Genomic DNA, 13,033 nt, shown 5'->3' with positions numbered 1-13,033 from the left:
CGCATCGAACAGCCCGGCTTTGCCCTTGATTTGGATGACGCCGGTCACTGGCCGCGACCCGGCGTGGTGTGGCTCGGCTGCCAGCGTGCGCCGCGCGGATTACTGCAGCTCGCCAGCCTGCTGCGTGCGCAAGCGGCGCGTCATGGCTGTGCGCAGAACCCGCAGCCGTTTCATCCGCACGTCACGCTGTTGCGCCACGCAGCACCGCAGATCGCGCTACCGCCGCGCGGCTTTCACTGGCGCGCCGATATCCGCCATTTTGCGCTGTTCGCTTCGAACGTCACGCGTGGCCGCACGCGTTATCAGGCGCTGGCCCGCTGGCCGCTACTATCATCCCCAGGAGAGTAAATGGAGTTCGATCCGCCACTCAAACCCGCCCGCTTGATCGCCCGTTACAAACGCTTTTTAGCCGATGTGGTTACGCCAGAAGGTGAAACGCTGACCATTCACTGCGCCAATACCGGCGCGATGACCGGCTGCGCCACGCCGGGCGATACCGTGTGGTATTCAACCTCCAACAGTGCCACGCGAAAATATCCGCACAGTTGGGAGCTCACCGAGACCCAGCAAGGCCACTGGATCTGCGTCAATACGCTGCGCGCTAATCAGCTGGTGCGCGAAGCGCTGACGCTCGATACCATTCCGGAATTATCCGCTTACAGCCGCTGCCAGCCTGAAGTGAAATACGGCACGGAAAAAAGCCGAATTGATTTCCTGCTGCAAGCGGATGGCCGATCGAACTGCTATATTGAAGTCAAGTCCGTCACCCTTTTACAAGCAGGTAAAGGCTATTTTCCGGATGCGGTGACGGCTCGTGGACAGAAACATCTGCGCGAATTGAGCTCTATCGTGGCAGAAGGTCATCGAGCCGTTTTGTTGTTCGCAGTTTTGCATACGGGGATTGAGGACGTTTCCCCGGCACGCCATATCGACGTGCACTACGCAGAACTACTGGAACAGGCGCAGCGTTGTGGTGTGGAAGTTTTGGCGTATCAAGCTCAAATTTCACCGTTAAAGATATTACTGACGCATCCGATTAACGTAGCGTTGTAATATTTATAGCAATTTGGTGTGATAGGAATGTTCTGGGCGAGGCGCTGAATACGCGATTGTTCAGAGGCTTGTCAAGTAGTGGTCAGGAATAATTGCCAACCTTGATTGCTTCTGCTATTTATAGCGGCCTGTTTTTTTCCCTTTATGGGAATCGATAAGCCCTAAATCGTTCGGGTTGTAGGCACACAGTCAACGCACATGCAACTTGACGTATTTAGGGAAGTGCGTGTTATCCAGGAGAAACAACATGCAAGAAGGGCAAAACCGTAAAACATCGTCCCTGAGTATCCTCGCCATCGCTGGAGTTGAGCCTTATCAGGTGAAACCGGGCGAAGAGTATATGAACGACGCCCAGCTAGGCCATTTCCGTAAAATTCTGGAAGCCTGGCGAAACCAACTTCGGGATGAAGTAGATCGCACTGTGTCACATATGCAGGACGAAGCTGCTAACTTCCCGGATCCGGTCGACCGTGCCGCGCAGGAAGAAGAGTTCAGCCTGGAATTGCGTAACCGCGATCGTGAGCGCAAACTCATTAAAAAGATTGAGAAAACGCTCAAGAAAGTGGATGACGACGATTTCGGTTACTGCGACTCCTGCGGTGTAGAAATTGGTATTCGCCGCCTTGAAGCGCGTCCGACTGCCGATCTCTGCATTGACTGCAAAACGCTGGCAGAAATCCGCGAGAAGCAGATGGCTGGCTAATGGCCGTGAGCAAATTGCTACCGCACAGCCGGGAAAATCCCTGTTTTCCCGACGTGCGGTACACTTCGTTATGAATCCTTCACTCTGCATTGGGCGTTTCGCTCCCTCTCCTTCGGGTGACCTCCATTTTGGTTCGCTGATTGCTGCATTAGGCAGTTACCTGAGTGCGCGCGCGCAACAGGGACGCTGGCTGGTGCGCATTGAAGATATCGATCCCCCACGTGAAGTTCCCGGTGCCGCAACGCGTATTTTGCAGCAGCTGGAACATTATGGTCTGCATTGGGATGGCGAGGTTTTGTGGCAGTCACAGCGCCACGACGCCTATCGCGCCGCGCTGAGCTGGTTGCAAACGCATCGTCAAAGTTACTTCTGCACCTGCACGCGCAGCCGTATTCAGCAGCTGGGCGGCTTTTATGATGGTCACTGCCGCGATTTGCAGTTGCCGCCTGACAACGCCGCGCTGCGCCTGCGTCAACATGCGCCGGTTAACGGCTTTAACGATCGCCTGCGCGGCCATTTGCAGGCCGAACCGCAGCTGGCGCAGGAAGATTTTATTATCCATCGCCGTGATGGGCTGTTTGCCTACAACCTCGCGGTGGTGGTCGATGACCATTTTCAGGGCGTGACGGAGATCGTGCGCGGCGCGGATTTGATTGAGCCAACGGTACGCCAGATTGCCTTGTATCAGCAGTTTGCCTGGCCAGTGCCGGATTATCTGCATTTGCCGCTGGCGGTCAATCGCGATGGCCATAAGCTTTCCAAGCAGAATCATGCGCCGGCGCTGCCCGATGGTGATGCGCGGCCGCTATTGGTGCAAGCCTTGCGCTTTCTTGGCCAGCCGGTTTCACCAGGCTGGCAGGATGAATCGCTGGAAAGCCTGTTGAAACAGGCGGTGGCACAGTGGAATATCCGCCTGATTCCGTTGCAGAACGGTCTCAAAGAGGATGAAACGACATCACCATTCCTAAATGGTTCTCAACAGGCTATGATTAGCCGCTGATTTTATTAACACCCTTTTTCTCACTGTCGAGGTGTCCCATTTTTACCCGAGTCGCTAATTTTTGCCGGAGAGTCCTCAAGCGTGATGAGGAGGCGCCTGAAGAGGTGGAAGCTGAAAGTCCTGGTCAGATGACTGTCATTCCACGAGAAAGCCACAACATCTCACGCAAAGATATCAGCGAAAACGCCCTCAAAGTGCTCTATCGCCTGAACAAAGCCGGATTCGAAGCCTACCTGGTGGGCGGCGGCGTGCGCGATTTGCTGCTCGGCAGCAAGCCGAAAGACTTTGATATCACCACCAACGCCACGCCTGAACAGATGCGTAAGCTGTTTCGCAACTGCCGTTTGGTCGGTCGCCGTTTTCGTCTGGCGCATGTGATGTTCGGTCCGGAAGTGATCGAAGTCGCCACCTTCCGTGGCCATCATCATGAAGAGAGCGAAGAAGATCGCAACAGCTCGCAGCGCGGCCAAAACGGTATGCTGCTGCGTGACAACATTTTCGGCAGCATTGAAGACGATGCCCAGCGCCGCGATCTCACCATTAACAGCCTCTATTACAGCGTGGCCGATTTCACCGTACGTGATTACGTCGGTGGCTTGCACGATCTGCACGAAGGCATCATTCGCATGATTGGCGATCCGGAAACCCGCTATCGCGAAGATCCGGTGCGTATGCTGCGCGTGGTGCGCTTCGCCGCTAAGCTGCAGATGCGTATCGCGGCTGAAACTGCCGAGCCAATCCCGCGTCTGGCGACGCTGCTGAATGACATTCCGCCAGCGCGTATGTTTGAAGAGTCGCTCAAGCTGCTGCAGGCCGGTTACGGCTACCGCACCTATCAGATGATGCGTGAATATCAGCTGTTCCAGCCGCTGTTCCCAACGCTGACGCGCGGTTTCACCGCCGAAAGCGACAGCCTGATGGAACGTATGGTGGCGCAGGTACTGAAAAATACCGACACCCGCATTCAGAATGATATGCGCGTCAATCCGGCCTTCCTGTTTGCCGCGATGTTCTGGTATCCGCAGCTGGAATCCGCCGAACGCATTGCGCAGGAAAGCGGCCTGACCTATTACGATGCTTTCGCACTGTCGATGAACGAAACGCTGGACGAAGCATGCCGCGCGCTGGCGATTCCAAAACGTATCACAACGCTGATTCGTGATATCTGGCAGCTGCAGCTGCGCATGTCGCGTCGTCACGGCAAGCGTGCGTGGAAGCTGATGGAGCATCCTAAGTTCCGTGCCGCTTATGATTTGATGGCGCTGCGTGCCGACGTGGAAAACAATCCTGAGCTGCAAAAGCTGACGCATTGGTGGGGCGAGTTCCAGGCGGCGGCACCGGTGCAGCAGAAAACCATGATGACCACGCTGGGCGACGATCCGGCACCGCGCCGCAAACCGCGCCGTCCGCGTCGCCGTCCAACCGGGCCGCGCACAAACAGCCCGCAATGACCCGCGTTTACCTCGCTTTAGGCAGTAATCTGGCCGATCCGCTGCATCAGGTTGATGCAGCGTTGGCCGCGCTAGACGCCATTCCGCACACTTCGCGCATCGCCACGTCATCGCTGTATCGCACACCGCCGTACGGTCCGCCGGATCAGCCCGATTACCTTAATGCGGTGGTGGCGCTGGAAACTGCACTGGAAGCCGACGCGCTGCTTGATCATACCCAGCGCATTGAGCTGGAGCACGGTCGCGTGCGCAAAGCCGAACGCTGGGGACCGCGCACGCTGGATCTCGATATCATGCTGTTTGGCAGCGAAACCATTCACACGCCGCGTCTGACCGTGCCGCATTACGACATGCACAATCGCGCCTTTATGCTGGTGCCGCTGCTGGAGATTGCCCCGCAATTGTCGCTGCCGAACGGGCAAGCCTTGTCCGCCATTCTCGCCCGGCTTAATCGCAGCGCTATCCGTTTGTGGTCTGAGTAAGCCGTAGTACACTGCGCGCATCAGAAAACTCTGGAGCGTGTGATGAAACCAACAACCCTCTCCCATTTACGCCAACTCAAAACCAGCGGCCGCAAATTTGCCACGCTGACGGCGTACGACTTCAGTTTTGCCCGCCTGTTTGCCGATGAAGGCATTCAAGTGATGCTGATTGGTGATTCGCTCGGCATGACCGTGCAGGGCCACGAATCGACCTTGCCGGTCACCGTGGACGATATCGCCTATCACACCGCCGCCGTGCGCCGTGGCGCGCCGCTGGCGCTGCTGATGGCCGACATGCCGTTTATGAGTTACGCCACGCCGGAACAGACGTTCACTAACGCCGCACAGCTGATGCGTGCAGGCGCCAATATGGTGAAGCTGGAAGGCGGCGAGTGGCTGGCGGAAACCGTGCGTATGCTCACCGAGCGCGCTGTGCCAGTGTGCGGCCACTTAGGCCTGACGCCGCAATCGGTGAACATCTTCGGTGGCTATAAAGTGCAGGGCCGCGATGAAGCTGCCGCTGAACGTCTGCTGGCCGATGCGCTAGCGCTGGAAGCCGCCGGTATGCAGCTGCTGGTGCTGGAGTGCGTGCCGGTGGCGCTGGCGGAGCGCGTCACCAAAGCGCTGTCGGTGCCGGTGATCGGCATCGGTGCGGGCAACGTCACTGACGGTCAGATTCTGGTGATGCACGACGCCTTTGGCATTACCGGCGGCCACATTCCCAAATTTGCCAAAAATTTCCTCGCTGAAACCGGCGACATTCGCGCGGCGATTCGCCAATATATCGCCGACGTTGAAGCGGGCCGCTACCCTGCCGCTGAACACAGTTTCCAGTAAATCAGGAGATTTGCAGTGCTGATCATTGAAACACTGCCGATGCTGCGTCGTGAAATTCGTCGCTGGCGTCAGGCAGGCAAACGTATCGCGCTGGTGCCCACCATGGGCAACCTGCACGACGGTCATCTGACGTTGGTCGATGAAGCGCGCGAGCGCGCCGACGTTGTGGTGGTCTCGATTTTCGTTAACCCGATGCAGTTTGATCGTCCCGACGATCTGGCGCGCTATCCGCGCACGCTGCAGGACGATTGTGAGAAGCTGAATCGTCATAGCGTGGATCTGGTGTTCGCCCCCGCGCCCGCGGATGTCTATCCAAAAGGCCTTGATAGCCAAAGCTTCGTGGAAGTGCCGGGTTTATCATCGCTGCTGGAAGGGGCCAGCCGTCCAGGACATTTCCGTGGCGTCTCCACCATCGTCAGCAAACTGTTTAATCTGGTGCAGCCTGACATCGCCTGCTTTGGCGAGAAGGATTTCCAGCAGCTGGCAATCATCCGCAAGATGGTGGCGGATATGGGCTTCGATATCGAGATTGTGGGCGTGCCAACGGTGCGCGCGAAAGATGGCCTGGCGCTGAGTTCGCGCAATGGCTATCTCACCGCCGACGAGCGTAACATCGCCGCCGGTCTCAGCCAGGTGATGAACAGCATGGCCGAACGTCTGAGCAACGGCGAGCGCCATGTCGAAGAAATTATTGAGCACGCGGAAGTGGCGTTGCGTGAGAAAGGTTTCCGTCCGGATGGACTGGCGATTTGCGATGCCGAAACCTTACAAGCGCTCAACGTGGACAGCCAGCGCGCGGTGATTCTGATGGCCGCATGGCTTGGTAATGCGCGTCTGATTGATAATCAGCAAGTGGATCTGACGGAGTAGTTTTCCGTCGTTTATTGGCAGCTTAACAAGGTTAGACAGTTATGATTCGCACCGTACTTCAAGGCAAACTGCATCGCGTTAAAGTCACTCAGGCAGATTTGCATTACGAAGGTTCCTGCGCCATTGACCAGGATTTCCTCGACGCCTCTGGCATTCTGCAATACGAAGCCATCGACATCTACAACGTCACCAACGGTCAGCGTTTTTCCACCTACGCGATTGCCGCTGAACGTGGCTCGAAGATTATCTCAGTCAACGGTGCCGCCGCGCGTTGCGCCTGCGCCGGCGATATCATGATCATCTGCTCTTACGTGCAGGTAGAAGATGAAGTCGCGCGCAGCTGGCAGCCGAAAGTCGCCTACTTTGAAGGCGATAACGAAATGAAGCGCCTCGCCAAAGCGTTACCGGTTCAGGTCGCCTGATATAACAAGGGCGCGGTTTTTATACCGCGCCCTTGTTTTTTTACGTCCGCAATCCTCTGCCACGCTGAATCAACGAATACACCAACACATAAAACACCACGATAAATGCGATCAGCACCGACAGGGTAAACACCAACGGCACATCGTTAATGCCGAGGAAACCGTAACGGAAGCCGCTGATCATATACACCACCGGATTCAGCTTCGACACCGCTTGCCAGAACGGTGGCAGCAACGTCAGCGAGTAGAACACGCCGCCGAGATAGGTTAACGGCGTCAGCACGAAGGTCGGAATCAGGCTGATATCGTCAAAGGTGCGCGCGAATACCGCATTCAGCAGGCCCGCCAGCGAGAACAGAATCGCCGTCAGCAGCAGCGTCACCGCTACCATCGACCACGAATGCACGTGGAACGGCACGAAGAACAGCGAAATCGCGGTCACCAAAATCCCCACGCACACGCCGCGCGCCACGCCGCCGCCGACATAACCGGCGATGATGATGTGGGTTGGTACCGGCGCCACCAGCAGTTCTTCGATGTTGCGCTGGAACTTGGCGCTAAAGAACGATGACGCCACGTTGGCGTAAGCGTTGGTGATCACCGCCATCATGATCAGGCCCGGCACGATAAACTGCATGTAGCTGAAACCGTGCATATCGCCGATGCGTGAACCAATCAGGTTGCCGAAGATGATGAAGTAGAGCGTCATGGTGATCACCGGCGGCACCAGCGTCTGAATCCAGATGCGGGCGAAGCGGTTAATTTCTTTGCTCCAGATGCTCTTGAGCGCCACCCAATACAAGTGCGTCATGCTTTCACTCCTGTTTTTCCCTGTGTCAGGCTGACGAACAGCTCCTCAAGGCGGTTCGCTTTATTGCGCATGCTCAGCACCTGCACGCCCTGCGCGCTCAGCTGGCTGAACACGCTGTTGAGACCTTGCTCGCGCATCACTTCCACTTCCAGCGTAGAGGTATCGACCAGACGATACTGGAAGCCCTCCAGCTGCGGCAGCGGGCTGCGCGGTGCCAGATCAAGAATAAAGGTTTCGGATTGCAGCTTAGAGAGTAATCCCTTCATTGAGGTGTTTTCCACCAGCTCGCCGCTCTGAATAATGCCAATGTTGCGGCACAGCATCTCCGCCTCTTCCAGATAGTGCGTGGTGAGGATGATGGAGGTGCCTTTGATATTCAGCTCTTTCAGGAAACTCCACATCGAACGGCGCAGTTCGATATCCACGCCCGCGGTCGGTTCGTCGAGGATCAGCAGCTTCGGCTCATGCATCAGCGCACGCGCGATCATCAGACGACGCTTCATACCGCCCGAAAGCATGCGCGCACGTTCGTTGCGTTTGCCCCACAGATCGAGCTGATTGAGGTATTTTTCCGCGCGTTTATTGGCTTCGGCACGTTCAACGCCGTAGTAACCGGCCTGATTGACCACAATCTGCATCACGGTTTCAAACGGGTTGAAGTTGAACTCCTGCGGCACCAGCCCAAGCTGGCGCTTGGCGTTGACCACGTCTTTTTGCAGGTCATAGCCAAACACGCGCACGCTACCGCCGGTTTTATTCACTAACGAGCTGATAATACCGATGGTGGTGGATTTACCGGCGCCGTTTGGCCCCAGCAGGGCATAAAAATCGCCGGCTTCCACGTTGAGATCGAGTCCTTTCAGCGCCTGAACGCCGCCGGGATAGGTTTTGGTCAGCCCGGAAATTTCCAGTGCATATGTCATTGCGAATCCATACCTTGTTGTAGAGACATCAAAGGCCTATGAAAATGGTAATGCGCACGAACGATGTCGCGATCATTAACATTAAGAAATCAATGGAGTTTAGCAGAGAGTGAAGCCAGCCCCTAAGTCGTTGACTCACGGGCTGCGCAGTGTATCGCAGGCAGGGGAGATTAGCCTTGGACGATTGTGCGGTTATTCACCGGTCGGGATAACTTTGCCGATATACGGCAGATGGCGATAGCGCTGAGCGTAATCAATACCAAAGCCCACCACGAACTCATCGGGAATGGTGAAGCCCACGTATTCGACGGTGACGTCCACTTCGCGGCGCTCGGGCTTATCCAGCAAAGTACAAATCGCCAGTGACTTTGGCTCGCGCAGGCGCAGAATCTCACGCACTTTGCTCAGCGTGTTGCCGGAATCGATGATGTCTTCCACGATCAGCACATCTTTGCCACGAATATCTTCATCGAGATCTTTGAGGATTTTCACATCGCGGCTGCTCGACATACCGCTGCCGTAGCTTGACGCAGTCATAAAGTCGACTTCATGCGGCACGTCGATGGCGCGGCACAGATCGGCCATAAACATAAAGGAGCCGCGCAGCAAACCCACCAGCACCATTTCGCTGCCGCTGTCGCGGTAGTGCTCGTTAATCTGCTTGCCCAGTTCGGCAATTCGGGTTGCGATCTCTTGCTCGGAGATCATCACGTCGACGGTATGTTTCATTGCATGCGTCCAGTTACGGTTTTTGGAAAGCCACGAAGTCTATCATAGTCGAGCCAGCGTCTAACGCCGCGCACAGAACGCAAACGATTCCGTGGCGAAATTTATCGCACTGGCGTTAACTGTAGGAACCTATCCGCCCTTTCACCGCCGAGTTCTGGAGTTCCTATGACCGCTTCATCCAGTAAAAAAACCACGATTGGTACGCGCGCGTTGCACCCGGAAACGCAGATGCTGAATTACGGTTACGATCCGCAGTTATCGGAAGGCGCGGTGAAACCGCCGGTGTTTCTTACCTCCACCTTTGTGTTTAACAGCGCCGAAGAGGGACAGGACTTTTTCGATTTCGTCGCCGGACGCAAACAACCGCCAGAAGGCAAAACTGGCGGGCTGGTCTACTCGCGCTTCAACCATCCCAACAGCGAAATCGTGGAGGATCGGCTGGCGGTGTACGAAGGCGCGGAAAGCGCGGCGCTGTTCTCTTCCGGCATGTCGGCCATTGCCACCACGCTGCTGACATTTGCGCGTCCGGGTGAAGTGATTCTGCATTCCCAGCCGCTGTATGGCGGCACCGAAACGCTGTTGAGCAAAACGCTGCACGATTTAGAGATCAAAGCAGTGGGATTCAGCGATGGCACCGACGAAGATAAAGTGCATGAAGCGGCGAAACTGGCGTGGCAGCGCGGACGCGTGGCGCTGATTTTGATTGAGACGCCCGCCAATCCGACCAACAGTTTGGTGGATATTCAGTTGATGCAGCAGGTGGCGGATGTGATTGCGCAGCAGCAAGGTTCACGGCCGATTCTCGCCTGCGATAACACATTGCTCGGCCCACTGTTTCAACGTCCGTTGCAGCACGGCGCGGATTTGTCGCTCTATTCCCTGACCAAATATGTCGGCGGCCATTCGGATCTGATTGCCGGTGCGGTACTGGGGAGCGAAGCGCTGGTCGGCAAAGTGCGTTCGCTGCGCAGCGCCATCGGCACGCAGCTGGATCCGCACTCCAGCTGGATGATTGGTCGCTCGCTGGAAACGCTGTCGCTGCGCATGGAGAAAGCCACCAGCAATGCCGAGAAAGTGGCGGCGTTTTTGCGCGATCATCCGCAGGTGGAAAAACTGTATTGGCTGCCATATCTGGCGGCTGAAAGTCCGGCGGGCAAAACCTGGCAGCGCCAGTGCAGCGGCGCGGGCTCAACCTTCTCGTTTGATATTCGTGGCGGGCAAGCGGCGGCGTTCCGTTTCCTGAATGCGCTGGAACTGTTCAAGCTGGCGGTGAGCCTCGGCGGCACCGAATCGCTCGCCAGCCATCCTGCCAGCACCACCCATTCGGGCGTGCCGCAGGATGTGCGGCAACGCATTGGCATCACCGACGCGACCGTGCGCTTGTCGATTGGTATCGAACATCCTGACGACTTGATTGAGGATATGCGCCTGGCGCTGGAAGCCTCGGTTAACTGACGCTAAAACCGAGCATCATGCCGGTATCTTCATGTTCCAGCAGATGACAATGCGCCATGTAGGCATTGTCGGCGTTAGCGACATAGTTGAAGCGCACCAGCACTTCGCTGCGCCAACCGTTAACGCTAACCATGTCTTTCCAGCCGGCGCGATGCGGCGCGGGCGGCTTGCCGTTTTCTGACAGGATGCGGAACTGCGTGCCGTGAATGTGGAACGGATGCAGCATGTGATCGCCTTCACCGGAAATCGTCCACTTCTCCAGCTTGCCCAATTCGACATTGAACATCGGCTTGGTCATGTTAAATGCCTGACCGTTAATCTTGTTGCCGTTGTGGAAATCGTAGGCGGCGGTTTTACCGTGGCTGCCGTGATCCATCGCCATGTCGCCATGATCCATCGGCTTGGCGCTGTGACTCATATCCATATTGCCATGATCCATTTTCATCTCACCCATGGCTTTATCGCCGTAGCGATCCATCAACGCCTGCATGCCTTGCTGATCAAGCTGCGGATCCATCATCAGCTGCAGCCAGCGGCTTTGCAGACCTTCGGTGGCAGGAATCGGTGGCAGATCCACCAGCTTGTCCGGCAACGTGCCGCTGGCCAGCACGCGCAGCGGCAGAATGTTGACCAGCGGCAGCGGTTGATCGAACGGTGCCAGCGTCATGCCCATTTGCGTGACTGGCAACGTCACCACGTCAAAGGCTTTGCCATCTGACGTATCCACCAGCACTTCAAAACGCTCGCCCGGCAGCAGCGGCAAGCTCTCCACTTTCACCGGTTCGGCCAGCAAACCGCCGTCGCTGCCGATCACATACAGCGGACGTTGATCGCTGGTGGCGATATGCAGCGAACGCGCGTTACAGCCATTGAGTAACCGCAGACGCAGCCAGCCGCGCGGCACCGCATGCTGCGGATATTGCACGCCGTTGGTCAGCATCATATCGCCGAACCAGCCGACGGCGGCACGCATGATATCGAGCTGATAATCGATTTGCGTTCCCGCTTTATTCAACTGCTTATCCTGGAAAATCAGCGGCACATCATCTTCGCCCCATTGCATTGGCAGACGCAATTTGCCGGACGCTTCATCCTCCAGCAGCACCAAACCGGCCAGACCTTGCGCCACCTGATAACCGGTTTTACCGTGTAGATGCGGATGGAACCAGCAGGTCGCGGCGGGTTGATCAGGGGTGAAACTGACCTGACGCGTCGCGCCGGGCGCAATAATCCCTTGCGGGCCGCCATCAACATCGCCGGGGATCTCCAGCCCGTGCCAGTGCAAGGTGGTGGCTTCCGGCAGTTGGTTATGGATGTTCACCGTGACGGCTTTTTCGCGTTGCAGACGCAGCGCGGGTCCGAGCAATCCACCGTTGTATCCCCAGGTAGGCACCGCTTTGCCATTCCATTGGCTGCTACCGGTCATGGCGGTCAAGGTGTATTGCCCGCGGGCATCAGGCTGCAAAATGGAGGGAATCGGTAATAATGGGCGCGTGGCGGCCATTAGTGAGCGGCTCCACAGCGGCAGCGCACCGGCGGCGCTGAGTGCGGCAGTCAACTTTAGAAAATGACGACGTTGCATATTCTTATCCTTGTCGTGAATAAGGGCACAGCGTAAACCTTTACCCTGCGGGAGGGTCAAGCCCTGAAACAGATTGCACTGATAAAAAGGGTGGGAATGGCCCGAAAGGGCAAATTTAGCGGAATACCGGCAATAACTGTGCTAACGTCAATAAATTGTCCCTTGTTGAGAATCATTATGACGAAAAGCATCAAGATCCTGCTGCTGGCGGGACTCCTTGGCTTCTCCTCCACCAGTTTTGCCCTGAGCGAATCCGAAGCAGAAGATCTGGCCGACCTCACCGCCGTGTTCGTTTATCTCAAGAACGATTGTGGCTATCAGGATTTGCCGGACGCTCAGATTCGTAAAGCGCTGGTGTTTTTCGCCCAACAAAACCGTTGGGATTTAAGCAACTACAGCAATTACAACATGAAGTCGCTGGGCGAAGAGAGCTACAAGGATTTGAGCGGTATCGCCATCACCAACGACAAAAAGTGTAAGTCGCTGGCGCGCGATTCGCTGAGTTTGCTGGCTTACGTTAAGTAATTCTGAGTGCCCGCTGTACGCTGACTCGGTTGGTGCCCGCAGTCCCCCTCCTCGGTTGGTGCTCGCTGTCCCCCACCTCGGTCCTCCCCCACAAGTGGGGGAGGAAGATGCTGCAATATGTCAGTTCGAGGGTTGCATGTGGCAGCGTCTCCTTCCCCCGCTGGCGGGGGAAGGCCGGGATGGGGGACAG

General features: G+C 56.6%; 15 protein-coding genes. 11 read left to right on the top strand and 4 right to left on the bottom strand.

What is annotated here, in order from left to right:
* From RTM06_RS09600 to panD, 9 genes are all read left to right on the top strand, one after another.
* Positions 1–348 (top strand): 2'-5' RNA ligase family protein (locus RTM06_RS09600; RefSeq protein WP_312181717.1); only part of this gene is annotated, 348 nt, incomplete at its 5' end.
* A complete protein-coding gene (gene sfsA, locus RTM06_RS09595) occupies positions 349–1,053 on the top strand; it encodes a DNA/RNA nuclease SfsA (RefSeq protein WP_256695643.1) in 705 nt (234 codons plus the stop codon).
* A gap of 247 nt (positions 1,054–1,300) precedes the next feature.
* Positions 1,301–1,756, top strand: coding sequence for an RNA polymerase-binding protein DksA (gene dksA / locus RTM06_RS09590; protein ID WP_007888770.1), 456 nt, complete (start codon positions 1,301–1,303; stop codon positions 1,754–1,756).
* 70 nt (positions 1,757–1,826) lie between these two features.
* Positions 1,827–2,756, top strand: coding sequence for a tRNA glutamyl-Q(34) synthetase GluQRS (gene gluQRS / locus RTM06_RS09585; protein ID WP_293794231.1), 930 nt, complete (start codon positions 1,827–1,829; stop codon positions 2,754–2,756).
* A 38-nt stretch (positions 2,757–2,794) separates the two neighbouring features.
* Complete coding sequence (gene pcnB, locus RTM06_RS09580; protein ID WP_217646662.1) at positions 2,795–4,207, top strand: polynucleotide adenylyltransferase PcnB; 1,413 nt, start codon at positions 2,795–2,797, stop codon at positions 4,205–4,207.
* A complete protein-coding gene (gene folK / locus RTM06_RS09575; protein ID WP_312181714.1) occupies positions 4,204–4,689 on the top strand; it encodes a 2-amino-4-hydroxy-6-hydroxymethyldihydropteridine diphosphokinase in 486 nt (161 codons plus the stop codon). Before pcnB ends, folK begins: the two co-directional genes overlap by 4 nt.
* 42 nt (positions 4,690–4,731) lie before the next feature.
* A complete protein-coding gene (panB, locus tag RTM06_RS09570) occupies positions 4,732–5,526 on the top strand; it encodes a 3-methyl-2-oxobutanoate hydroxymethyltransferase (RefSeq protein WP_312181712.1) in 795 nt (264 codons plus the stop codon).
* 15 nt (positions 5,527–5,541) lie between these two features.
* Positions 5,542–6,396, top strand: a complete 855-nt coding sequence (gene panC, locus RTM06_RS09565) for a pantoate--beta-alanine ligase (protein ID WP_312181710.1) — start codon at positions 5,542–5,544, stop codon at positions 6,394–6,396.
* A 41-nt stretch (positions 6,397–6,437) separates the two neighbouring features.
* Positions 6,438–6,818 carry an aspartate 1-decarboxylase gene (gene panD, locus RTM06_RS09560; protein ID WP_007888760.1) on the top strand — a complete coding sequence of 127 codons (381 nt, stop codon included), beginning with the start codon at positions 6,438–6,440 and terminating at the stop codon, positions 6,816–6,818.
* 40 nt (positions 6,819–6,858) lie between these two features.
* On the opposite strand, the gene RTM06_RS09555 is transcribed toward panD, so the two are convergent.
* The 3 genes from RTM06_RS09555 to hpt all read right to left on the bottom strand — a co-directional run bounded on the left by RTM06_RS09555 (position 6,859) and on the right by hpt (position 9,281).
* On the bottom strand, positions 6,859–7,629 hold the full coding sequence (locus RTM06_RS09555) for an ABC transporter permease (protein WP_256695638.1): 771 nt from the start codon (positions 7,627–7,629) through the stop codon (positions 6,859–6,861).
* Positions 7,626–8,552 (bottom strand): ABC transporter ATP-binding protein, encoded by a 927-nt coding sequence (locus tag RTM06_RS09550; protein ID WP_293794233.1) that lies wholly within the window; start codon positions 8,550–8,552, stop codon positions 7,626–7,628. The genes RTM06_RS09555 and RTM06_RS09550 overlap by 4 nt, the downstream gene beginning before the upstream one ends.
* 192 nt (positions 8,553–8,744) lie before the next feature.
* Complete coding sequence (gene hpt / locus RTM06_RS09545; RefSeq protein ID WP_176970671.1) at positions 8,745–9,281, bottom strand: hypoxanthine phosphoribosyltransferase; 537 nt, start codon at positions 9,279–9,281, stop codon at positions 8,745–8,747.
* 165 nt (positions 9,282–9,446) lie between these two features.
* On the opposite strand from hpt, the gene RTM06_RS09540 reads away from it, so the two are divergent.
* Positions 9,447–10,736: a cystathionine gamma-synthase family protein gene (locus RTM06_RS09540; RefSeq protein WP_256695637.1), complete on the top strand. Its 1,290-nt coding sequence runs from the start codon at positions 9,447–9,449 to the stop codon at positions 10,734–10,736.
* Here RTM06_RS09540 and cueO read toward each other — a convergent pair.
* A complete protein-coding gene (gene cueO, locus RTM06_RS09535; RefSeq protein ID WP_265301244.1) occupies positions 10,729–12,318 on the bottom strand; it encodes a multicopper oxidase CueO in 1,590 nt (529 codons plus the stop codon). The two genes, RTM06_RS09540 and cueO, sit on opposite strands and share 8 nt — an antisense overlap.
* Before the next feature lie 177 nt (positions 12,319–12,495).
* Here cueO and RTM06_RS09530 point away from each other — a divergent pair, with 177 nt between their 5' ends.
* Positions 12,496–12,843: a YacC family pilotin-like protein gene (locus RTM06_RS09530; RefSeq protein ID WP_007888732.1), complete on the top strand. Its 348-nt coding sequence runs from the start codon at positions 12,496–12,498 to the stop codon at positions 12,841–12,843.
* Positions 12,844–13,033 lie beyond the last annotated feature (190 nt).

Origin of the sequence: Pantoea sp. CTOTU46764, assembly GCF_031974595.1 — a bacterium.
GTDB classification, from domain to species: Bacteria; Pseudomonadota; Gammaproteobacteria; order Enterobacterales; family Enterobacteriaceae; genus Pantoea; species Pantoea trifolii.
Note: the sequence above shows the minus strand (reverse complement) of the source record. Positions and strands in the feature narration are given on the sequence as shown.